This is a genomic window from Vicinamibacterales bacterium, from assembly GCA_041659285.1.
In the GTDB taxonomy this organism is placed as follows: Bacteria; Acidobacteriota; Vicinamibacteria; order Vicinamibacterales; family UBA2999; genus 12-FULL-67-14b.
Map to the genome: position 1 here is coordinate 1 of JBAZYO010000008.1, position 23,478 is coordinate 23,478.

Genomic DNA, 23,478 nt, shown 5'->3' on the forward strand with positions numbered 1-23,478 from the left:
GAACAAGATGAAGTCAGGGCAGAAGAACCGAACGTACTAACTAACCCCGAAGGGGCCATTCTCCAGTAACGATTGGTCCGAAGAAACCCGGCAGGTCACGGCGCGTCGGGCATTCTGCTGGAATGCGGCATCAAGTAATCCCACAATGACATCGTTAAGAGCGGCCTCTAGCTGTTGGGTCTTGCCGTCCTTCCAGGTATGCCGAACACCCCAAACTCCTTCAATGGTGAGCACGAGCGTTCCTGATGCGACGAGATCGTAAGGCGTGGGCCGCATCCATGCGTATTTCTTGGAGTTGGCGATCTCCTGCGCGGTCGGCACGTGCTTGACCTGCTTGCTTGGCTCCCGCAGGCTGAGATCAAACCGCTCGTCCAGAACCGTGATGTTCGTTTTGCCGTCCTTCGTCGCGTTAACGGCCTGGCCGCGCTGCTCGAGTGCAACAAACAGCGCCTGCAGCAGCTCAAGGCGCGCGGGAGGATTGGCAACGAAACGCGAATGTTCAGATGCGGCAGCTTGTTCTCGCCGTACGTGACCTCGCCGCGCTTCTGCGCCGCCCAGTATTCCTGAGACTGCTTGATAGCAGGGTGCTTGGAGCGCAGGCCATCAGGCACAACGACCCGGTTCTCCGCCTGTCGCTCAAAGGCGATGAGGGGATGAACCGCTATTGCTTCTTCTTCGGCTGGCGATTCAGAACGCAGCGATCCGAGCAGGGTTATGATCTCGCTGCGCGCCGTTAATTTGGGTAGCGCCGGTCGACGATCAGCGTATCCAGCCGCCTTGCGCTGCCAATAGCCGCGCGGTGGCACCGGGATGCCGTGGCGTCGACAGGCCTTCCCCAAGCCAACGTTTGATATCCCGAATTCTTTGCACAATTTGTCGATCGGCGCTGCCCAAACGCGGTCGTACAGCTGCTGGCGAGTAAGGGTTGTGCTCATTGCTGTTGGCCCTCGGGCCGCGATGAATAAGAGCGGCGGCGGCAGCCGGCCTGACGCACTGCCTCGACTACGAAGCGCAATGCCGGTCAAGCGTATCCCTGATATTCTCTTGGTTGCGTCCTTTCATTTTGGAGGTAAGCCATGCGCTACGATCATTAGCCGGCGAAGAGACGTTGACACTTCCGCATCCAAACGATTTCGGGCGGGGCAAGGGCGGTGCTGTAGGCATCTGCCTTTGTCCTCGTGCTTTTTGTGTGATGTCTCAACTGCCTTTGACCGCCTTTGGCTGCGGCATTGAGGGTTGAGCATGGTGCAAACGGATGAAGAGCTGCTTGTTCATCTCTTGCGCGGATCCGCCCTGACCCAGGTGATCGCTTCGGCCGTTCGGTTTCGCATTCCCGATCTGACGTGCGATCGAACCGTGACCGTCGCCGAGCTGACTGCGCTTACCGGGATCGACGAATCCGTCCTGCCGCGCTATCTGCGCACCCTGGAAGCTCTCAATCTGATTGAGGAAACAAGCCGCGGGACGTATACCGGCACCACCCTTGCCAAGTTGCTGCGCCGTGACGCCGGCCCCCTATATGGGCAGGCCCTAATGTCGGGAACCGAGTATTACGATGCATGGGCTCAACTAGATCAGTGTCTTACGGATGGCGTTTCAGGCCTTGAACGAAGCGCCGGAACAACGCTGTGGGATCGGCTGCTTCAACAACCCGACTCTGCTGCGTCATTCGCGCGAACAATGGGATGGAACTCTCGCCGTGCGTTGGCTGAGGTCAGTGTTTTCTATGAATTTCCCAATATAGGACTGATTGCAGACCTTGGTGCTGGTGACGGTTCCTTCCTCGCTGGCATCCTTGAAGGTCGAACAGCGCTTCGCGGGATTGCACTCGAGCATCCCGCGATGGTCGAGCACACGCGACGCACGGTCAGAGCAACTGGCCTGGCTGACCGATGCGATGTAGTTGAAGGGGATATCCTTCGGGGCGATTTACCGACCGCAGACCTGTACATCTTGAAATCCGTGCTTCACAACTGGAACGACGACAGTGCGCGGATGATTCTCAGCCACTGCCGTCGAGTCATGCAGCCTCACAGCAAGCTGTTGATCATCGAGAGAGGCTTCGACGACAGCGATCCGCTGGCTTCGGGGATCCGAGACCTTACGATGCTTGTACTGTTTGGCGGGCGAGATCGCACAGCGGACGAATGTTCAACGCTCCTGCGATCGGCAGACTTTGCATCGACTGAGATCAGGGCCGGCGCCGCCGGATATTTCGCAGTGGAAGGTGCCCTGGCCTGAGGCGCTGAGACTTCAGTTCCTCAGTCTTACAGGAAGATACTCAAGGCAACGCAAGGTTGCTGTCCGGCGCCTCCTCGGTGTGCCAGCAAGTTCGATCGCTCGCGGCAGATTTGCAAGGCAGCTAAGGTACTCTGCGAGGGCTTGCTGTCCAACAAAGCCTCCGAGGCAAGCATGGGGACCCCATCCAAAACCCAGATGGCGGTTCGGTGATCGATCAAGAATCATTTCCGCGGGCCGGTCAAACTGTCTGGGGTCGCGATTCGCCGCTGCGAATAACGTCAGTACGACTTCGCCACGCTTGATCGGTACGCCACTGAGTTCCGTGTCGCGCGTCGTTACGCGGCTCGTCCCCTGCGCCGGCCCGGCGACTCGGACGATTTCTTCGACTGCAAGCGGAAGCACTGACCGATCACGCAGCTTCTCAAGAGCGTCGGGATTCCTGAGTAGAGCCAGCGTCGCGTTTCCTGTGGTCGCAAAGGTGGTGCTGTAGCCAGCATTAACAATGATGCCGATAGTGTTACGGATTACGTGCCTGGGGTATCCCAGACTGTCAGATCGCCCTTGCACCATCGCCAAAAGGCCTTGATCCGATCCAGGCTGAGACAACCAATCGTCAACAAGCTCATAGAGGCGTCGGCGCGCACTGTCGCCAGGCGCAGCTGTCGAGGGATCTAGACCTGCGTCCATGCGTCGAGCAATGGCCTCTGAGACAGCTGCAAACTCATCCAAGTTCGGCTCGCGAATGCCTAGCAGCTTGGAGACAACGAACATCCCGTATGGCGCGGCAATCTCCTTCTGGAACTCAAACTCACCTGACGGCTCCAATTCCTCGAGACGGTGTCGGATAATGTCGCAGCCTTGACGGCAGATCTCTGTGATCGGCTGCAATTTGATTGCGCTCATGAGAAAGTTGCGGAGCGCCGTTTGCTCGGGAGGGTCCATTGACTGGACGCTCTGTTTATCATCTGGAACGTCCTCGCCGGCGAGGCGAAAGTCGCGCGCATAGAGATCGCTGTTTGTTAAGACATAGCGGCAGTCCTCGTATCTAGCGACTACCCAACACTGCATCTGGGCGTGCCAATGAACAGGATGCTCCGCGAGTAGGTAGTCGTAGATCGGCTCGGGATTTTCGATGGTGTCGAGACCGAGAGGTTCGTAGACAGGCGGATTTGGCACGACACCTTCCTTAGAGGCAATACCTTGATTCACTTACCGCGAACGATACCTATGCAGGTGCCGGCGTGGCGAACAAGTGTCTTCTGTCAATGCGCTCGACGCAATACCCGTGCTTGCGGAGCCACGCGACTAGGCGCTCTTGCCTCCGGTGGTGTTCAACAACCAAAAGCGGGCGACACGTTGCCAGTGTTTCCAGCGATCCGGTTAGTGCCTCTTGCTCAAAGCCTTCGATGTCTAGCAGGATGACGTCCGGATCAGATGACTTGATCGCGCGAAAGTCATCAAGCGTGGTCACCGGCACAATGACGGTACTTTCCAGTGGGTCACAGGTGGCTGCCATGTGGTGGCGGCCATCAGAGGGCCCGGCCATCATCGGTCGCTCTCCCGAGCAGTCACCGACCGCACAATGGTGGGGCGATATGACGTCGGAGAGCCGAGGGTTACAAGCAATATTTCGAGCGAGTAGGCGATAGTTCTCCGCCCATCCCTCGAATGCGTGCACGTGTCCTTTACCGCGAAGCAGGCTAGCGATCATCAAGACGTGAATTCCCAAGTGTGCGCCTACGACGTAAACGGTCATCCCGGGCTCGATAACTTGCCTGAGCCACTGCGTGACGTTGGGTTCATACGCTCGATAGAAGACCTCTTTTCTCTTGACCATCAGACCGGATAGTTCAAAGCGGATTCCACGGTAGGGCCCGATGAGGCTGCGGCGAACGCTGCCTTCCCGCAAGTAGGCGCCGGCGATGATGTCAGCGATACGGTCGCATTCGTGTCCTGATCATTCTTGGTCGGGCGCGCCGATGTTCACGGCCGAGGCAGACCCAGATTCTCTCGAAGAGTGTCACCCTCATATCCGCTTCTAAATCGGCCTCGACGTCGCAACTCTGGCAATACCAGTTCCGCGAAGTCCTCTAGACCTCCAGGCAGCACTGCGGGCATAAGGTTGAAGCCGTCAGCGGCCTCGTGATCGAGCCATTCCTCGATCACATCGGCAATCGTCTGAGCGGTGCCAACGACTTGCAGATGACCGCGCCCGCCTGCAAACCGAAGGTAAGTTTGTCGCAGGCTTAGACCATCTCGACGCGCCGCGTCGAGAACCAGCGCCTGTCGGCCTCTGCTGCCGTCGGTTAGGGGCACTTCCGGTACTGGGCCATCTACGTCGTACTTAGAAAGGTCGACCCCACCGAGCAGAGAAGACAAGAACGCCAGCCCCGCCCTCGGATGAATCAGTTGCTGGAGTTCTGACAGATGCGCTTCTGCTTCCGCTTGGCTGCGACCGACAATTGGCACTATGCCGGGCAGCACGAGCAAGTCCTGCTCGCGACGTCCGTGGCGAGCTAGCCGACTCTTGACCGACCGATAGAAGGCCTGGGCACCCTGCAATGTTCGCTGCGCGGTGAAGACAACGTCCGCTGTTCTGGCCGCCAACTCCTGCCCGTCGTCGGATGACCCTGCCTGGACGCGGACCGGATATCCCTGAGGAGAGCGCGCAATGTTCAGTGGGCCGCGGACGCGAAAATCGCTGCCGACATGATTGAGCACGTGCAGCTTAGTGGGATCGAGTTGGCGACCCGTGTCCTTGTCTCTCAGAAACGCATCGTCAGCCCAACTATCCCAAAGGCCTGTGACAACGTCGATGAATTCGCCGGCCCGCCTGTAGCGCTTGTCGTGGTCGAGATGGTGCTCCTTCCCAAAGTTGGCTGCTTCGTTGGGGTTCGCCGACGTAACCAGATTCCAGCCTGCTCGACCAGATGACAAGTGGTCGAGAGATGCAAACTTGCGCGCGATGTGGTACGGCTCGTTGTACGTGGTGCTCGCGGTGCAGATGAGCCCAACACGAGTGGTCACAGCTGAAAGCGCGGACAGCAGCGTAATGGGCTCGAAGTGCCCAGCACGCGCGCCGTACTCGGCAGCTTCTGGAGTCTCTCGTGGCAAGTGAAATGCCGCAACATCAGCAAAGAAGATCGCATCGAGTGCCGCCGCCTCCGCACGCTGAGCGATGTCTTTGAAATGAGCGAAGCTATGGCCAGCATCGCGGGGGACGCTCGGATGTCGCCAAGCGGCCAGATGGTGACCGTTGGCCGTTACGAAGAGGATTAGCTTGGCTTGTTTCCTGTCGCCGGGCATGGTGGGTCGCTCACTTGAGAATCCGCGATTTAGCGCCCTGGCGTGCGGTCACGTAAATCCTTCGACATTTCGATCATGGTCGACACGAATCCTCTTTTGCCATTCATAGCAAGCATTTGCGTATTGTTGGAATGCACGGTCACAGAGATCTTCTCGGCCCCCTTGTCGCGAGCCCATTGCTCGCCTCGCGACATAAGTTCAGTTGCGATTCCAGAATTCCAGCAGTCTTCGTTTACCCACAGGGAGACTCTCCGCGCGCATGTCGCTTGATGCCTTCCGTCGTGATATCCGGAGTACTTGGCAACCTTCGGTCCACGCGGTTCGATCACCAACCAATGAAAGCCAACTAACTGCGCGTTAGGTGACTCCACCACCAAGAGGAGTGATTCCGATGATGCCTGAGAAGCGCTAATCGTCGCCTCGACGTTCTTTAAGCCTTCCGACGATACCTGCCAGCCTTTATCCCAGTAGCCGGGGCTTTCGCAGTACACGCGAGCTGCCCAAGCAATTTCGTCACGGCTCGCGAAGTCTAACGTCCGATATTTGAATGGCCCCATGAGCAATCACACGCTTCTCGAACGGTTCGCTGCTGCGGAGATCATCGCGCTAGGGCAGGTCATCAACGCATAATTCCTGGCCGTTCCAGAACGCGAATACTGCCCCCTGACGGACTCGAAGAGTAAATCCATTTAGCGGCGACAATTGTTCAGCCGCCGCGGTTGGGCCGAAGAGCCAAGCCATTGCTGGCATCAAGATCGAATAGTGGCTTACGCACACGCCATTCCCTCTGCCCAGCCTCTCAATAGCGACTGATAGGAGTATCGGGACAGCCTCCTCAGGCGCACGCATTCCAGGGAGTTTCGTCCCTTCAACGAGGGCCCGGACGACCCCCATGCTTCCTCGCGCCGCGAACTCCTTCACAGCGTCTTCCCGGGATTCGATCCACGGCCCGTGACGACCTAGCCTAGTATCGATTTCTGGATCCACGCCGAAGCATCGTGCGGTCACTTGGCAGCGCTTATAGGGACTCGTTGCCGCCCACGCCACGGGGGCGGGCAGTGCCAAGGCAAGTGCCGCAACCGCTGCGTAACCCTCAGGCGTCAGATCGACATCGGCGTAAGGATCGTCAGGAGGAATTGGCGGGCGATCCGCATGCCTCATGAAGAGCACAAACTGGTCGGCGGCGAGGGCCATAGCTGAGCTAAACGTAGCACGACGCAGGCCGAGCGCAGGGCGGCAGCCGTGTGGCTCGAGCACGTCACAGACGAACGGTACCGAACAGTACCGAGGGCTCTTCGGTGCGCCCGCTATGGGGACTGCTGATTTGGAGGCGGCGGGCACACTCCCAAAATTCACGGGATCGGGCAACGTGTCCCGCCGCCTCCAACATGTCTCCACGAATTGGGTCGATTTCTGGGGATTCCTGGGAACGTGAGTGGAGTCAACGAGCGGCGGCAAACACCGCCGTATCAACGCGTTAGCATCAGAAGTCGCGCGCCATCAGCAGTTTAGGAAATCTGCCGATTTTCGTTTCAACTCCCGCCGCCTCCAAAAATACCTCCACAAGTCAGGTCGAATTCTGAGGATTCCCAAAGACACCGGCCCGGCTCCCGGGTTCCGGCAGGTTCTACTTCCTGCCGCCCAGATCGAAGACGCCCGATCGGTCACCGGCTTTCAGATAATCCGTCAGGCATTTCCGCGAGCAGAACAGGCCCGCGTCCTCCATGTGCACGTTCGCCGTCAGGCTTTCGGCGTCCGCCGGCGTGACGTGCTGCCGGCGCACTTCCCACATGTCGTACGACTGGCCCTTCGGGAACGACTCCGCGCACTGCTTGCAACGCATGCTCATACCAACCTCATTTCGGTGCGGAGAGTTTAACGTCAACCGCCTTGGTTTCGCCCTCGCCGAGCGAGAACTTGGTGGCGAGGTCTTTCACCGAGGCCAGGAACTCCGCGTCCCCGGCCTGGCCGTCTTCGAGGACTTGCAGTGCCACGACCAGGTAGTCCTCCGACGGCGGCAACGCGGTCATGCGATACGTGCCCGCTTGATCCGGACGAGCCGCCTTGATGAACCGCGACTGAAACGCCCAGAGCTTCTCGTTGGCGGGGAACACCACCACGGTGGCGTCGAGCAACGGCTGGCCGCGCGAGTCGGTCACCTGGCCTGACAGCGTGCTCACCTTCTTGGTGAGCACCACCTGCACGCCGCCGACGGTCTGGCCCGCCGGGAACTCCGTGGGCACGTCGGTGATGTCCTGGCCGTTGAGGCCAACCGACTTGAGCACCCAGCCGGTCGGGGCGCCGACGCGGATCAGGCGCGTGTCGGTGAGGCCGCGCAGCTCGAAGCTCCAGTCGTCGCCGACGCGGCCGAGGCCGCCGCTGCCGATGCCCTGCACGTCGATGTTGACCGCGCGCGCCGCCACCTGGAGCTGCTGCGGGCGGAAGTCCAGCGGCTCGCCCGTGTCGCTGACCACGGTGCCCGTCACCACCGCCCCGGGCGAGGTGACCATCGTCAGGCCCGTCACATCCTCCGCGCCGACCACGAGATCCATCCTGGCCAGCTCGCCTTCGCCACCGCGACCGCCGGTTCGTGCCTGTACCTGGTAGCGGCCCGGGGCCACGTTGCCCACCTGGAACGCGCCGGTACGATCGGTGCGTCCGCCGTTGCCGCCCTGTTGCATCACGACGCCGCGTCCGCCCGCGGTGCCGCCTGGAACGAGCATCACCGTGCCGCCCGAGGCCGGCGCGCCGTCCGACGACATCACCGTGCCCGACACGCGCACCATCCGCGTGGCGATCAGGCCGAACGACACCGACGTGTTCTCCTGCGACACGGCCAGCGTGACGCGCGCGGCTTCGGCGATGTTCGGAGTGCCGGGATAGTAGGTGGCGGCATAGCCCGAGGTTTCGCCGGCGGGATCCGCCGCTTCAGTGCCGCCGGTGCGGAGCGTCGCGCTGACGAAGTACTCGCCGGGCGGCAAGCCGAACAGGCGGTAGTGTCCCTGGTCGTCGGTGGTGTCGCGCGAGTTCGATCCCGGCGCCGCGGTCAGTCGTCGCCCTCCGGCCGCGTAGCTGTAGCGCATGGCGATCACCGAGGCGTTGGCCACCGGTTCGCCGAACTCATCGGTGACGCGGCCGCCCAGCACGCTGCCGCGCGGCAGCGCGATCTGCAGCTTCTCGAGCGTCTGCCCATCCGCGAGCTCGATAGGCGTGCCAGATTCGGACGGACGCCGCTGGCCGTATTGCAGCGAGACGAACCCGCCCTTGCTGGCGGTCATGGTGTAACGGCCGGCGGGCAGTTCCTTGATTTCAAATCGGCCCTGCGCGTCGGTGGCCGCGAGCCGGCCCTCGCGCGCTTCGTTCGACACAATCCGCACCTGCGCGCGTCGGATCGGCGCGCCGTTGTCGGCGGCCACGATCTGTCCGCGCATCACGGCCGTGCCCCGGGGCGCATCCGCCCGCGGCGCATTCGCGCGGGCGGGGCCGCGCAGCTGGCCCTGCGCGCCGCCGGGTCCCCCGGCGCCACCCTGGGCCAGCAGTCCCACCGACGCCAGGCACGCCACCACCGCGACGAGAAGATGTTGCTTCACATCTACAGTCTACGAGCGAAGGGGGCGGCCCCGCTTACCGGCCGGCGGCGGCAAAGGCGTCCTTCATCTGCGAGTAGGTGGCCCACTGGGCCTTGCCGGACGCGACCAGCGGGTCGATTTCGTCCTGCAGCCACCGCTCGAGCGTGCGATCGCCGCCGTAGCTGTTCCCCTGCAATTCGCCGGGGTGCAGCGTCAGGTGGAACACATGCGTCACCGACGGCTTCGACGCCACCATCGACAACGATCCGCTGAGTCCGTCGGTCCAGTAGTCCTGCAGCGCCCGGGCCGGGTCGGCCGCGGCGTTGATCTCGTCTTCGTGCATGGCCTTCGGCTCGATCGCGCCGGTCGGCAGGTAGACGACGGCGGCGTTGGCGTTGTGGCGCAGGAACGCTCTCATGGTCGCTTCGCTGGGCCCGCCCGATGGCCGCCACGGCGTCGTTACCTGCAGTCGCGGGTCGGCATCCTGCGTGCGCGGGTTCTTCCAGTCGCTCATCACGTCGAGGCCGACGGCGGCCGCGGCCTCGAGCACGTGCGGATACAGGTTGCCGCCGCTGAACATGCGCACGCGCTCCACGCCCAGGGCGCGGATCGTCGCGAGCTGGCTCCCCATCACCTCGATCCAGCGCTCCACCGCCAGGTCTTCGCTGTCGGATCCGAGATGCGCGTCTTCGTGGAAGTGGAAGGCGATCTCGTGACCGCGCGCGGCGAGCTCACCGATCACGTTGTCGCCGTACTTCACGCACGAGTCGGTGAACGGCGATTGCACCTGGATGGTGGCGCGGCCCCCGTGCGCTTCGATGGTGGCCATCAGCGAGCGCAGCAACTCCGCGTGCCGGCGGAAGTAGGCCTCATTGTCGTAGCTGCCGCTGCGGCCGGTGCTGACGATCACGCCATCCTCGAGGCCGAACGGCTCGACGTGAATGCCGATCCCGACCAACAAAGTGCCGGCCGAGCCTTGCTCGGCCCGGAGGGACGCCTCCCGGGCCGGTCCGGCGACGGCCAGCAGGCCGGCAATCAAGGAGACGGCAGCGAAACGATGGGCAATCTTGTGCGCGCGCATAACGTAGTCCCCTCCTGGGGATGAGCACTACGTCAGACCCGGTGCCCGGCCGAATGGTTACATCAAGGCTGCAGCTTCGACAACTTGATGTCGATCGCCTTGGCTTCGCCCTCGTTCAGCGTGAACGGCTTGGCCTCTTCCCTGGCCCGATCGAGGAAGTCCGGGTCGCCGCCCTGTCCCTGCTCGAGGTTCTGGACCGCGATGATCAGATAGTCCTCGCCCGGAGGCAGCGCCTTGATGGCGTAGCGGCCCTGGGTGTCGGGCCGCAGCGTCCGAAGGTAGCGCGACTGGCTGGTCCAGCGCTCGCGATTGACCGGGAAGATGACCACGCTCGCGTCAACGACGGGACGATTGCGGTCGTCGGTGACGAGACCGGAGAGGTCCGTGGCCTTCCTGGTGAGCACGATCTCGATGCCTTCGACCGCACGGCCGGGGACGAAGTCAATGCCGGTATCGGTCACCTCGTTGCCGCCCTGGAAGACACCCTTGACGTACCACCCTCCCGTCACGAAGGCGCGAATCAGGCGGCGGTCCGACAGCCCGGACATCGTGAACGTGAAGTCGTCGTTGACCTTGGTCTGCGGCATGCCTCCCGCCATCACCATCGGTTCGGCGGTCGTGGCCGAGACCTGGACCTCGCCGGGACGGAACGTGGGCGCCGCGCCGTCATCGGTGGTGATGACGCCGTGAGCGGTGGCGCCAACCGACGTCGTGACCAGGACGTTGTCGATGTCGTCGTTGCCGACCGTGATCGGGACGATGGCGAATTCAGCCGTCGCGTCGGGCATCCCGTTGGGACGGGCCTGGAGGTTGTAGCGGCCGGGCGGCACGTTCGTGAACTCGAACGAGCCGTCCGAGCGCACCATGGCGTTGCTCATGTTCATCATCATGGACATCTGCGCGGGATCGCCCGGCGACAACATCAACATCATTCGCGGCACCGGCTCGCCGCGGGAGTTCATCGCGCGTCCGCGCACGCGCGCCATCCGTGCCACGATCATCGCGAAGTTCGCGCCGGTCATCTCCTGGCCGGCCTTCAGCGGGATCCGCGTCGCCTCGCCGATGTTCGGTGTGCCGGGATAGTAGGTGGGCGCGAAGCCATCGGCCTCGGTGTTGTTGCCACCGGTCACTATGATCATGCTGCGGCTGACGGCGCTGACGTAGTAGTCGCCGGGCGGCAGGCCGAACAACCGGAACCCGCCCTGGTCGTCGGTGCGATCGTTCGAGCCCTCGGCGCCCGCCGGCATCAAGCGCCGGCCGCCCCCCATGAACACGTAGCGCACGGCAGTGACTTGCGTGCCCGACACCGGCTCGCCGCCATCGTCCAGGATGCGGCCGGCAATGACGCCGCCGCGCGCGAGCGAGAAGTTCACCTTTTCCGCCGTTTGCGCGTCGACCAGCTCGATGGGCGTGCCTTGTTCGCCGGGCCGGCGCTGGCCGTACTGGCCCGTGACGAAACCGCCCTTCTGCGCCATCAGGCTGTAGCGTCCGGCCGGCAGTTCCTTGATTTCAAAGCGTCCTTCGCCGTCGGTGCTCGTGACACCGCCGCCTCCGCTGGCGTCCATGGCCATCGCGCGAACCTGCGCGCGGCGGACCGGCGCACCGGTCACGGCCGCGACCACGGTGCCACGGATGATCGCGGTGCCCTTAGGCGGCGGTTCACCCGGCCGCGTCGGCCGCGCCGGCATGCGGGTGGGTTGCCCCGGCGCCGGCTGCCCGGGCTGAGCCGTCTGTCCTGGTGCCGTGGGTTGCGGCGCTTGAGCCAAAAGGGCTGTTCCAGCAGCGATGGTGAGGACGAATACGAGATAACGCATCGGCTTCTCCGTGTCCCGACCTGTCCTGAGCGAGCGGGTGCGATGGCGGTCGCGATCGCACCCGCGAGTCGAAGGACTCCCGACTCCCGGATTAGGACGTGTTTGTAGAACGGTTTGTTTGGAGGGTCAAGCCAGTTCGCGTGCAATCACCGCGGCGGCATTTGCCCCTGAGCCCCCAGTGAGGCCGGTGCCGGGATGCGAACCGGAGCTGCACAGGAAAAGACCGCGCACCGGCGTGCGATGGTCGCCGAATCCCAGCAGCGGACGCATCGTGAAGAACTGGTCGAGCGACAACTCGCCGTGGAAGATCTGGCCGCCGGTCAGTCCCCAACCGCGCTCGAGGTCCAGGGGCGTGAGCACCTGCCGGGCGACGACCGACGACGAGAAGCCCGGCGCGTAGTGCTCGATCGTCGAGGAGACGATGTCGCCGAAAGCCTCGCGCTCGGCGTCCCAATTACTGTCTCGCAACTGGTAGGGCGCGAACTGCGCGTAGGCCGACAGCACGTGCGCGCCCTTGGGCGCGAGCCCGGGGTTGTCGATCGACGGGATGGTGAACTCGACCCACGGATGCGTCGAGTAGCGGCCGTACTTGGCGTGATCGAACGCACGCTCGAGGTAGTCGAGGTCCGGCGCCAGGCGGACCCGCCCCGACAGCATTTCCCGCGTGGCGCCCGTGAACGACGGCAGGGAAGACAGCGCGAAGTTCACCTTGGCCAGCGTGCCGCGCGAACGATAGTTCGTGATGCGCCACAGGAACTCCGGCGGCAGGTGGTCGGCTCCGCACAACGTCAGGAGCGTGCGCTTCGGATCGACGCCAGACACCACCGAGCGCGCCTCGATGTGCTCGCCTCCGGCCAGTGTCACGCCGGTGGCGCGATCGTCGGCCACGTCGATTCTCGCGACCGCCACCCCGGTCCTGATCTCCACGCCGTAGCGCTCCGCCGCGCGCCGCAACGCGCTCGCGAACGCCGCCGGCCCGCCGGCCACCACCTGCCCGCCCGGCCACGCCAGCGACCGGTTGGCGGCCGCCAGCAGCAATTGTAGGCCGCTGCCCGCGGACCACGGCCCCAGCATCGCGCCGAAAATGCCATCCGCGGCCAGCGTGGCGCGCAGCAACTCGGTCTCCACCGACTCGCTCACCAGGTCGGCCACCGCCATCGGCCCCCATCGCAGCAGGCGCCACTGGTCGGCCTTGGGCAGCCCGCGGAACGCCGACAGCGTGTGCATCAGCGCGAAGATGTCGCGCGCGTTCGGCGCGTCGATTGACGGCGGCGCGGCCTGAAACAGCGATCCGATCAATCCGCCGAGGCGGCCAAGCGACTGGTGAAACGCCGGCCACGCGCGCGCGTCATTCGCCGACCACGCGCCGAGGCCCTCCGCCGTCCGGCGCGCGTCGTTCCAGACCACCAGCGCGCGGCCATCCGGCGACAGGGTGCTGACCTCGATCGCGGTGTCGAGAAACCGCAGGCCGTGGAGGAAGAGCTGCAAGCCTTCGACGACGTCGCGGCGGACCGGTGCGGTGGCATGCGCCAGCGTGGGGACGCGGAAGCCCGGAGCGATCTCGCTCTCGGCGGCGCAGCCGCCAACCTCGTCGCGCTGCTCGACCAGCAGCGTGCGCACGCCCGCCTTGCCGAGCAGCGCGGCGCAGGTCAGCCCGTTCACGCCGCCGCCAATGACAATGGCGTCGTAGCGCGTGGTCACCGCGACACCTGTTTCAGGATCTGTGTGGCAGCGTTTCTTCCCGGCGCGCCCATGATGCCGCCGCCGGGGTGCGTGGCCGACCCGCACATGTAGAGGCGATCGATCGGCGTCGCGTACTGCGCGTAGCCCGGCACCGGCCGGAGGAAGAACAACTGCTCGAGCGTCAGCTCGCCCTGGAAGATGTTGCCCTCGGTGAGGCCGAACTCGCGTTCGATGTCGAGTGGCGTCAGCACCTGCCGGTGCAGGATGATGTCCTTGATGTTGGGGGCATACTCCGCGATGGTGTCGATCACGGCATCGCCGAACGCCTCGCGCTGGCGGTCGTCCCACACGCCGTCCTTCAGGTGATACGGCGCGTACTGCACGAAGCACGACATCACGTGCTTGCCCGGCGGCGCCACCGACGGATCGGTCAGCGACGGGATCACCAAGTCCATGTACGGGCGGCTCGAAAACCTCCCGTACTTCGCATCGTCGTAGGCGCGCTCCATGTAATCCACGCTGGGGGAGATCGAGATGGCGCCGCGCAAGTGCGGGCCCGGCCCAGGCAGGCAGGTGAAGTTGGGGAGCGCGTCGAGGGCCAGGTTCACCTTGCCGGACGATCCCCGGTACTTGTACCGCTTCACGCCTTCGACGAACTCGGGTGGCAGGTCGCGCTCGTCCATGAACTTCAGGAAGGTGAGGTTCGGGTCAACGCTCGAGACCACGACCTTGGCGTGAATCTCGTCGCCGTTGGCCAGCGCGACACCGGTGGCCCGTCCGTTCTTCGAGAGAATCTGCGCGACCGCGGCGTCGGTGCGAATCTCGGCGCCGAATTCGCACGCCGCCGCGGCAATGGCATTCGAGACCGCACCGGTCCCGCCGCGCGAGAGGCCCCACGACCGGAACGCGCCGTCGATTTCGCCCATGTAGTGATGCAGCAGCACATAAGCCGTGCCGGGCGAGCGCACGCCGAGAAAAGTCCCGATGATCCCCGACGCCGACATCGTCGCCTTGAGCACGTCGGTCTCGAACCACTGATCCAGGAAGTCCACCGCGCTCATGGTGAGTAACTGGACCTGGTTCACCTTGTCGTGGAACCGCATGTCGCGGAAGCGCTTGCCCATGCCGAGCAGCTCGAGCAGTCCGCGCGGATCGAGCGAAGTCGGATCCGGCGGCAGCATGCCCATGATCGGCTTGGCGAAGCGGCCCATTTCGACCATGGCCTTGCCGTACTCGTCGTAGGCCTCGGCGTCGAGGCGCGAGTGGCGGGCGATGTCGCGGCGGGTCTTGTCGTGATCGTTGACGCGCCACAGGTAGTCGCCGTTCGGCATCGGCGTCATGGTGCCGTCGAGCGGCAGCAGCTCCATGCCGTGGCGCGGCAGGTCGAGCTCGCGGATGATCTCCGGCCGGAGCAGGGACACCACATAGGAGCAGACCGAGAACTTGAAGCCGGGGAACACTTCCTCGGTCACGGCGGCGCCGCCGACGACGTGCCGGCGCTCGAGCACCAGCACCTTGCGGCCGGCCCGGGCGAGGTAGGCGGCGCAGGTCAGGCCGTTGTGTCCGCCGCCAATCACGATTGCGTCGTATTTCACAGTATTGTTTTGCCTCGCTCCACCCGGCGGCCCGGCTCCGCAGGCCCGCCCGAAAGTATACTTTCGTCGTGCCTGTCGGTTCCGCCTTCCACGCCCGCACCATCGAGTTGTGCGAAAGCCTGAATTACCGCGATTGGGCGGGCTACTACGCGGTCAGCGCCTACGAGACCCACTACGAGCACGAATACAACGCCCTCCGCAACGCCTGCGGGATGATCGATATCTCTCCGCTGTTCAAGTACCGCGTCTCGGGCAATGACGCCGTCCGCCTGGTGAACCGCGTAATCACCAGGGATGCGTCGAAGATGGCGGTGGGGCAGGTCTACTACACGCCGTGGTGTGATGACGAGGGCAAGGTCATCGATGATGGCACGGTGACCCGGGTCGGGGAGCAGTCGTTCCGGTGGACCGCGGCGGACCCCAGCCTGCGCTGGCTGACGCGGAACGCCTCAGGCCTCGACGTCCAGGTCGAAGACGTGTCGGAACAAGTCGCCGCACTGGCGCTGCAGGGGCCGACCTCGGCGCGGCTGCTGCGGCAGGTGAGCACGGCCAACCTCGACAGCCTCCGCTACTTCCGCGCGACCAGCGGCACGATTGCCGGTGTGCCGGTGGACATCTCGCGCACCGGCTACACGGGCGATCTCGGCTACGAAATCTGGATGCCGTGGGACGCCGCGTTGCGGGTATGGGACGCCATCGTGTCGGCCGGCGCCGCGTTCGACCTGCATCCAGTGGGCATGCTCGCCTTGGACATCGCCCGCATCGAGGCGGGGCTGCTGCTGATCGACGTCGATTTCCACGGCAGCCGCAAGGCTTTGATCGAGTCGCACAAGTACTCGCCGTTCGAGCTCGGCATGGCGCGCCTCGTCGACATGAAGAAGGGCCCGTTCATCGGCCGCCAGCCGCTGGCCGAAGAGGCGTGGCGCGGCCACCCGCGGCAGATCGTTGGCCTGGCGATCGACTGGACCGACGTCGAGAAGCTGTTCGAAGCGGTCGGCCTGCCGCCCACGGCTCCTGCCGGCACCTCGCGCGTCGCCGTGCCGGTCTACAAGGGCAGCACGCAGGTCGGGCGCGCGACCTCGACCACGTGGTCGCCGATCCTGAAGCAGCTGATTGCGCTCGCCACCATCGACGCGCCCCACTTCGCCGTGGGGACGCGCCTCGAAATGGAAGTGACGGTGAATGCCGTCCGGCATCGTGCCAGGGCCACCGTAGTCCCCACTCCGTTCTTCAATCCGGCTCGAAAGACCGGGTCCGCCTGAAGGCGGACCCCACAAAATGTGGCGTCCGGCTTCTCGGGCACCGAAGCCTTGGCGAAGGTGGCCAGCCGGACTACTTGCCGAGTCTCGCCTTGCGGGCAGCGATGAACGACTGGACCCCCAGCGCGACGTAGACGATCAGCAGCACGGCCATGATGGCCTGCGAGATGAACGCCGGCCGCATGACATCGCCGCCGTTCAGCATCGCCGGCACCGCGCGGCCCAGTGACGCGAGCGCGCCGATCAGGCCGACCGAGACCGCCGCATGCATCGCATGCTTCCGCATGGCCTCCTTGCGAGCGACGAGCGCGCACATCACGAACACCGCGCCGAAGATGGCCGGAATCAGCGCGGTCACGCTCGTGCGCCCGGTGCCAACGTAGCTGGCCACGCCCAGCACGATTAAAATCAATCCAAACAGCCGCGTCGTCGAGGGCATTACTTCTCCGCCTTTACTGGGTTTTCGAGCGTGCCGATGCTCTCGATCGTGCACGTGGACGTGTCGCCGTCCTTGAAGTAGATGGGCGTGCCGCGCGCGGTGCCGACGCCCGCCGGGCTGCCCGACGAGATCATGTCGCCCGGCCGCAGCGTCAGCATGTGCGACGCGTACTCGACCAGCTCGTAGACGTTGTGCGTCATGCGATCGGTGTTCGAGTCCTGCATCACCTTGCCGCTCAGCGAGAACTTGATTGCCAGCTTCTGCGGATTCGGCACGAACTGCCGCGGGACCACGTAGGGGCCCATGGGGTAGAAGGTGTCGTGGCTCTTGCCGAGCATCCAGTCGGAGCCGTGGCGCCCGTCGGCGCGGCCGCCGCGGTCAGAGACGTCGTTGTCGAGGGTGTAGCCGAAGATGTACTCCGCTGCGTTCTCGGCCTTCACGTTCTTGGCGGTCTTGCCGATCACGATGTTGAGCTCGCACTCCCAGTCGATCTGCGTGCGGCCCTTCGGCAGGATGATGGGGTCGCCGTGGCCGGTGATCGAACTGGATGCCTTGATGAAGTAGTAGGGGTTCTGGCGCGGATCGCCCGGCTTGCGGTTCCAGTAAGCGGGTATGCCGAGGGCCACTTTCGGATCCACCTTGTCGGCGCTGGCGGCGCTGGTGGCGACGCCGGTCATCTCGATGCCGTGCTCGCTGTAGTTGACGGCGGCGTTGAGCAGCACCGACGGGTCCGGAATCGGCGGCAGCGACTTCACCTCCGAGACCTTCATCGAGAAGGCGGGCGCCTTGGCCGCGGACGACGCCGCCAGCGCGGCGAGGCGCGTGCCGGTGTTGGCATCCCATCCGGCGATGAGCTGCTTCAGCGTGGCCGGCGCCCCGACATTCGCGCGCGACAGGTCGATGACGACCGTGTCGTTCTGGATCACCATCCCGACAAACGACCGCGTGCCCTGCCGGAACATGCCCAGCTTGTAGGGCGTCGCACTTTGCGCGTCTGTGACCGCCACCCCGACGATGGCGGACAGGACCGCGGCGAGCAACCCGGCGTACAGTGTCTTCATTGATGCCTCCATGGCGGAGCCCATAATACCCCGCGCGATTCTCACGGGGAGGCATACCTTGACGGGGGTGTCTCCCGACTCGCGGTGCCCTCCCGACCCGAGGTGCCCTCCCGACCAGTGGTGCCCTCCCGTCAAGTAACATTGGCGCGATGAAGATCGCGCTCATCCAGCAACACGCCACCAAAGACAAGACCGCGAACGTCGCCCGCGGCCTCGCCGCCCTCGACGAGGCGGCCAGGAACGGCGCGCGGCTGGCGTGTTTTGCCGAGCTGGCGTTCGAGTGGTTTTACCCGCAGCGCCCGGCCGAAACCGGGTTCCGCGAGCTGGCCGAACCGCTTGACGGTCCCACCGTGAAGGCGTTCCAGCAGAAGGCCCGCGAGCTCGGCATGGTGGTGGTGATCAACCTCTACGAGCGCGAGGGCCACAAGACCTTCGACAGCTCGCCGGTGATCGACGCCGACGGCACGCTGCTCGGCGTGACCCGGATGGTCCACATCACCGAGTACCCGTGCTTCCACGAGCAGGGCTACTACACGCCGGGCGACCAGGGCGCGCCGGTGTTCGAGACCAAGGCCGGCACCATCGGCGTGGCGATCTGCTACGACCGCCACTTCCCCGAATATATGCGCGCGCTCGCGGTCAACGGCGCTGACCTGGTGATTGTTCCGCAGGCCGGGACGCTGGGGGAATGGCCCGACGGCCTGTACGAGGCCGAGATGCGAGTCGCCGCCTTCCAGAACGGCTACTTCACCGCGCTCTGCAATCGGGTGGGGAAAGAAGACTGCCTCGAGTTCGGCGGGGAGTCGTTCGTCTGCGGACCGGATGGCGAGGTGCTGGCCCGCGCCCCCAAGAGCGAAGACGCCATCCTCTATGCGGACGTCGACCTGGCGTCGGCGAACAACTCAAACGCCCGCCGGTTGTTCCTGAAGCACCGCCGCCCCGAACTCTACGGCGACTGGGTCAATAAGAAATAACAGGAGATCAGGAGATCAGGAGAAAACCAAGTCTTCTTCTGATCTTCTAATCTCCTGTTCAGGATCCGCGCGTATATTCGGTCCATCTCCGTGCCGAACCATGCCGGATCGGTGTACGCTCCGGAGTCCAGCGTGGTGCGCGCACCGTGCGGAGAATTGGTGCTCATTCGGCAATCATGGCACGTCGCGGCCTCATAGATTATCGCGGGCGCTCGCTGATCACGGGCGCGATCGGCGTGCTTGCGCTCGTCGCCTTGTCGCTCGTTCCGGCGCACTCGCAACCCTCGGCGACCGAACGGATCTCGGCCGTCCGCCAGCGCACGTCATGGACGCCGTCGCCTGGGCTCGTGCGCGTGCGCGCCACCGTCACCCTGCGCGACGAGCAGCGGCACCTGCTGTTCGTGCAGGACGCCACCGGCGGCATGTTCGTGACGCTGGCGCCCCGGGCGCCGGCCCTGGCGCAGGGGCAAGTCGTGGAGCTGTCGGGCACCGCCGTGACGACATCCCGCGGGCCCAGCATCATCAACGCCATCGCCACCATTGCCGGCACTGCCGCGGTGCCGGCGTCCCAACCGTTGTCGGCCGCCGCCGGCCGCCTAATGGCGGCCGATGCCCGGCTGGTCGCCGCCGACGGCGTGGTGCGCAAGCTGCAGGCGGTGGGCGCGGGCGTCGAGGTCACGCTGCGTACCCCAGAGGGCACCTTCACGCTGCTGCAGCCTGACGGCACTCGCCTCGAACAGACACCGGTCGATTCGGTCGTGCGCGTGGAAGGCGTGCTCTCGCACTTGATGGCGCAGGATCGATCGCTCCAGCGCCGCGAGTTGCTGGCGGTGTCGCCGGCCCGGCTCATCGACACGCCGCCGGCCGACCCGTACGCCCCCGCCGAGATCAGCGTCGCGGACCTCCGCCGGCAGCCGCCCGGTAACGAACTGACTCGGCGCGCCAGGGTGAGCGGCATCGTCACGCGCCAGCGCGCCGGCCGCTCGCTGCACGTGAGGACGGCGACGCAGCCGATTCGCATCGAGTCGGATCAGGACTCCACGGTGATGCCGGGCGATCGCGTCGAGGCGGTCGGCTTTCCCGAAGTCGACGGCTACTCGCCGTTCCTCGCCGACGCGATCTTCCGCCGCGTCGAATCAGGCCCGCCGCCCCTGGCGGTGGCGTCCACCCTGAACGAGCTGATGGATGGCACCCGCGACGCCGAGTTGGTGCGGGCCGAGGGTGTTCTGCTCGACAGCGAGGCCGGCCGCGACGAGCACACGCTGGTGATTCAGGACGGCGACGTGATCTTCAACGCCACCTTGTTGCGCGCCCAGGCGGCGGAGCTGCCGCCCGGGTTGCGCCCCGGCCGGCGCGTCCAGCTCACCGGCATCTGCACCGTGATCGTGGACAGCGAGCGCGCGCCCCGCGCCTTTCGCCTGCAACTCCGCGACGCCGCCGATGTGACCGTGCTGTCACCCACGCCGTTGATGCCGTTCGCCTCGCGTATTCCCTGGTGGGCGTGGATCAGCGTGGCGCTGGCCGCCGCGGCCGCGGGCCTGGCCGGCGTCGCCTTTCGCAGCGGGCGGGAAAAGGAGCAGACCATCCGCCGCCAGTTGGCGCGGGAATCGGCGTTGAAGGCCCGCTTCGACGACCTCTTCGAGCGCTCCAGCGAAATCATGATCGTCCACGACCGGCGGGGCCGCGTCTCCACGCTGAATCGCGCCGGCGAGCAGGCCACCGGCTATTCGCGGGAAGAGCTGCGGATGCTCGACCCCAACTGGATCTTCGGGTCCGACTACCTCGACGCCATCACGCACATGCTCGAGGAAGGCGCCGACAGCACGCCGCGCGCCTTCCGGTCCGAGCTGGTGCCGCGCAAGGGCGCCCGCATCCCGATTGACGTGCACGCCCGCGTCCTGGTGGGCGACGGCAAGGTGGTGGGCGTCACCTCCATCGCCCGCGACCTCAGCGAGCGCGACCGGCTCGAGAACGAACTGCGCCAGGCGCAGAAAATGGAAGCGGTCGGCCGTCTCGCCACCGGCATTGCCCATGACTTCAACAACCTGATCACCGTCCTGCTCGGCTACAGCGACGAGCTGATCGAGCAGGTGCCGGCCGACTCCGACTGGCAGCGGTCGGCCATCGAGATCCGCCGCGCCGCGGAACGCGCCTCGGGCCTGACCCAGCAGCTGCTGTCGTTCAGCCGCCGCCAGGCCGCGGTGGCGCACACCATCGACATCAACCAGGTCGTCGTCAACATGGAAGACATGGTCCGGCGCCTGCTCGGCCCCGAGATCCGCCTCGAGTTTTCCCTCGAGCCGCACCTGGCGAACATTCGCGCCGACGATGCGCAGATCGGGCAGGTGGTGATGAACCTCGTGGTGAACGCCCGCGATGCCATGCCGAAGGGCGGCACCTTGACAATCGAAACCGCCAACGTCGAATTGGGGGCGGAGAACCTCGACGTCATCCCCGGCCCGCACGTCAGCCTGTGCGTGCGCGACACCGGCGTCGGCATGGCGGCGCACGTCCGCGACCGGCTCTTCGAGCCGTTCTTCACCACCAAGGATTCCGGCCAGGGCACCGGCCTGGGCCTGTCGATGGTGCAGGGAATCGTCCGCCAGGCCGGCGGTCACGTCGTGGTCGAGAGCGTGCCGGGCGCGGGCACCGTGTTTTACGTCTACTTCCCGAGGATTGCCGAGGAGTCACAGGCGCCGCTGATTCCGCCGCTGGCCGCGCCGAGCATGGCGGCGGTGAAGGGAGAGGGCGTCGTCCTGCTCGCCGAGGACGATCGCTCGGTGCGCCGGCTCGTGGTCACGGAGCTCGGCCGCCGCGGCTTCACGGTGCTGGATGCGGAAGACGGCCGCGCCGCGCTCGAGTTGTTCACGCAGCACAAGGACTCCGTCGACATCCTCGTCACCGACGTCGTCATGCCCCGCATGAACGGCGCCGACCTCGCGAAAGAAGTGGAGAAGCTGCGACCCGGCCTGAAGGTATTGTTCATCTCCGGCCATCCCGAACGCGCGGGCTCTGGCGTCGACCCCACGGGAGTCACCAACTTGCTGATGAAACCGTTCACTGCCGACACCCTGGCCGCGCGCATCAAGGAAATGCTGACGGGAAAGAAGGAGTCCGATGGCTGGCTCTCCTGAGTCGCCGGCGCTCCGCCGCGCCCTGGGCCGGTGGGACCTCACCGCCATCGGCGTGAACCAGGTGATTGGCAGCGCCATCTTCCTGCTGCCCGCCGACGTGGCGCGGCTGGTCGGTCCGTGGGGCCCGCTGGCGTTCCTGGGAGTGGGGCTGTTGTCGCTGTCGATCGCACTGTGCTTCGCCGAGGTGGGCAGCCGGTTCGACAAGACCGGTGGACCGTACCTGCCCGCGCGCGCCGCCTTCGGCCGCTTCATCGGCTTCGAAGTGGGCTGGATGATGTGGTTCACGCGCGTCACCAGCCAGGCGTCGGTGGCCAACGGGCTGGCGCTGGCACTGGCGTTCTACTGGCCCTCGCTGGCGACCGGCGTGCCGAGGGCCTCGCTGATCGCGGCACTGACCATCGCCTTGACCTGGATCAACGTCCGCGGCGTCAAGCAGTCGTCGTGGGTGGTGAACGCGCTCACCATCGGCAAGCTGGCGCCGCTCGCCATCTTCATCATCTTTGGCCTCTGGTATGTGGATCCCGCGCGGTTCGCCGAGATGCCGGCCGTCTCGCAGCAGCAACTGTCGAGCGCGCTGATCCTGTTGATCTTTGCGTATGGCGGCTACGAGGTGACCGGCGTGCTGGCCGGCGAAGCGGCCAACCCGCGCAAGGACGTGCCGTTCGCGTTCGTGGCCACGCTGATCACGGTGTCGATCGTGCTGTTCCTGACCTCGGTGGTGGCCACTGGCGTGCTCCCGGATCTGGGCGCCAGCCGCACGCCGCTGGCTGACGGCGCCGCGCTGTTTCTCGGCGCGTCCGGCGCGCTCCTGATTTCCATTGGATCGGCGATCTCGATGACCGGCAACAACATGGGCCAGATCCTGAACGGGTCGCGCACCATCTTCGCGCTGGCCGAGAACGGCGACCTGCCGAAGTGGTTCGCGAGGGTGCACCCGGCCTACCAGACGCCGGCCAACGCGGTCCTGTTTACCGCGGTGATCGCGCTGACGCTGGCGCTCACGGGTTCGTTTGTCGCCCTCGCCGCGGTCAGCGCCATCGCGCGCCTGGTGATGTACCTCGCGGTGTGCGCTGCGACGCTGGTGCTGCGCAAGCACGATCGCGAAATCGCCGCGCAGGTAGGCGCGCATTTCAGCGATGTCGATGGGGCTGTCGGTCCGGCGAAGTTCACCGTGCCGCTCGGCCCGGTGGTGCCGGTGTTCGCGTCGATCGTGGCGCTGGGGATTCTCGCCGGCGCCAGCCAGGCGCAACTGACGGCCGGCGCCGGGGCGCTCGCCGCCGGCGCCGTGCTGTTTTTCGTGGCGACGCGCTTGAAGATGTAGC

19 protein-coding genes are annotated in these 23,478 nt (G+C 65.2%); 6 read left to right on the forward strand and 13 right to left on the reverse strand.

The genetic code is table 11. The features are described 5' to 3' along the window. Positions 1 to 36: 36 nt before the first annotated feature. Positions 37 to 321, reverse strand: coding sequence for a hypothetical protein (locus WC815_14190; GenBank protein MFA5909925.1), 285 nt, complete (start codon positions 319 to 321; stop codon positions 37 to 39). Here WC815_14190 and WC815_14195 point away from each other — a divergent pair, their 5' ends adjacent. Further along, positions 322 to 567, forward strand: coding sequence for a hypothetical protein (locus tag WC815_14195; GenBank protein ID MFA5909926.1), 246 nt, complete (start codon positions 322 to 324; stop codon positions 565 to 567). Between the two features lie 675 nt (positions 568 to 1,242). Further along, positions 1,243 to 2,241, forward strand: coding sequence for a methyltransferase (locus WC815_14200; GenBank protein MFA5909927.1), 999 nt, complete (start codon positions 1,243 to 1,245; stop codon positions 2,239 to 2,241). Positions 2,242 to 2,253: 12 nt separating this feature from the next. On the opposite strand, the gene WC815_14205 is transcribed toward WC815_14200, so the two are convergent. The 10 genes from WC815_14205 to WC815_14250 all read right to left on the reverse strand — a co-directional run bounded on the left by WC815_14205 (position 2,254) and on the right by WC815_14250 (position 15,289). Beyond that, entirely contained in the window at positions 2,254 to 3,450 is a 1,197-nt protein-coding gene (locus WC815_14205) for a cytochrome P450 (GenBank protein MFA5909928.1), read from the reverse strand. A gap of 16 nt (positions 3,451 to 3,466) precedes the next feature. Continuing rightward, on the reverse strand, positions 3,467 to 4,078 hold the full coding sequence (locus WC815_14210; protein ID MFA5909929.1) for an FkbM family methyltransferase: 612 nt from the start codon (positions 4,076 to 4,078) through the stop codon (positions 3,467 to 3,469). Between the two features lie 146 nt (positions 4,079 to 4,224). Then, a complete protein-coding gene (locus WC815_14215) occupies positions 4,225 to 5,547 on the reverse strand; it encodes an LLM class flavin-dependent oxidoreductase (GenBank protein ID MFA5909930.1) in 1,323 nt (440 codons plus the stop codon). A 29-nt stretch (positions 5,548 to 5,576) separates the two neighbouring features. Continuing rightward, the gene (locus WC815_14220) at positions 5,577 to 6,104 is read right to left on the reverse strand and encodes a GNAT family N-acetyltransferase (protein MFA5909931.1); all 528 of its coding nucleotides are present in this window, start codon (positions 6,102 to 6,104) and stop codon (positions 5,577 to 5,579) included. A gap of 1,070 nt (positions 6,105 to 7,174) precedes the next feature. Next, positions 7,175 to 7,396 (reverse strand): hypothetical protein, encoded by a 222-nt coding sequence (locus WC815_14225; protein MFA5909932.1) that lies wholly within the window; start codon positions 7,394 to 7,396, stop codon positions 7,175 to 7,177. 7 nt (positions 7,397 to 7,403) lie between these two features. Continuing rightward, entirely contained in the window at positions 7,404 to 9,137 is a 1,734-nt protein-coding gene (locus WC815_14230) for a carboxypeptidase-like regulatory domain-containing protein (GenBank protein ID MFA5909933.1), read from the reverse strand. 34 nt (positions 9,138 to 9,171) lie between these two features. Continuing rightward, the gene (locus WC815_14235; protein ID MFA5909934.1) at positions 9,172 to 10,197 is read right to left on the reverse strand and encodes a hypothetical protein; all 1,026 of its coding nucleotides are present in this window, start codon (positions 10,195 to 10,197) and stop codon (positions 9,172 to 9,174) included. A 62-nt stretch (positions 10,198 to 10,259) separates the two neighbouring features. Further along, complete coding sequence (locus WC815_14240) at positions 10,260 to 12,011, reverse strand: carboxypeptidase regulatory-like domain-containing protein (protein MFA5909935.1); 1,752 nt, start codon at positions 12,009 to 12,011, stop codon at positions 10,260 to 10,262. A gap of 126 nt (positions 12,012 to 12,137) precedes the next feature. Then, complete coding sequence (locus WC815_14245) at positions 12,138 to 13,712, reverse strand: NAD(P)/FAD-dependent oxidoreductase (GenBank protein ID MFA5909936.1); 1,575 nt, start codon at positions 13,710 to 13,712, stop codon at positions 12,138 to 12,140. Then, entirely contained in the window at positions 13,709 to 15,289 is a 1,581-nt protein-coding gene (locus WC815_14250; protein ID MFA5909937.1) for an NAD(P)/FAD-dependent oxidoreductase, read from the reverse strand. The genes WC815_14245 and WC815_14250 overlap by 4 nt, the downstream gene beginning before the upstream one ends. 68 nt (positions 15,290 to 15,357) lie before the next feature. Here WC815_14250 and WC815_14255 point away from each other — a divergent pair, with 68 nt between their 5' ends. Continuing rightward, positions 15,358 to 16,551, forward strand: a complete 1,194-nt coding sequence (locus tag WC815_14255; GenBank protein MFA5909938.1) for an aminomethyltransferase family protein — start codon at positions 15,358 to 15,360, stop codon at positions 16,549 to 16,551. Positions 16,552 to 16,621: 70 nt separating this feature from the next. Here the strand turns inward: WC815_14255 and WC815_14260 are convergent, their stop codons facing one another. Both WC815_14260 and WC815_14265 read right to left on the reverse strand, forming a co-directional pair. Further along, complete coding sequence (locus tag WC815_14260) at positions 16,622 to 16,987, reverse strand: hypothetical protein (GenBank protein ID MFA5909939.1); 366 nt, start codon at positions 16,985 to 16,987, stop codon at positions 16,622 to 16,624. Next, positions 16,987 to 18,048: a fumarylacetoacetate hydrolase family protein gene (locus WC815_14265; GenBank protein MFA5909940.1), complete on the reverse strand. Its 1,062-nt coding sequence runs from the start codon at positions 18,046 to 18,048 to the stop codon at positions 16,987 to 16,989. Before WC815_14265 ends, WC815_14260 begins: the two co-directional genes overlap by 1 nt. 149 nt (positions 18,049 to 18,197) lie before the next feature. On the opposite strand from WC815_14265, the gene WC815_14270 reads away from it, so the two are divergent. The 3 genes from WC815_14270 (at position 18,198) to WC815_14280 (ending at position 23,477) form a co-directional block, all read left to right on the forward strand. Then, a complete protein-coding gene (locus WC815_14270) occupies positions 18,198 to 19,022 on the forward strand; it encodes a nitrilase-related carbon-nitrogen hydrolase (GenBank protein ID MFA5909941.1) in 825 nt (274 codons plus the stop codon). Between the two features lie 176 nt (positions 19,023 to 19,198). Beyond that, complete coding sequence (locus WC815_14275; protein ID MFA5909942.1) at positions 19,199 to 22,156, forward strand: ATP-binding protein; 2,958 nt, start codon at positions 19,199 to 19,201, stop codon at positions 22,154 to 22,156. Beyond that, positions 22,140 to 23,477 (forward strand): APC family permease, encoded by a 1,338-nt coding sequence (locus WC815_14280; GenBank protein ID MFA5909943.1) that lies wholly within the window; start codon positions 22,140 to 22,142, stop codon positions 23,475 to 23,477. The genes WC815_14275 and WC815_14280 overlap by 17 nt, the downstream gene beginning before the upstream one ends. The last annotated feature ends 1 nt before the right edge of the window (position 23,478 follow it).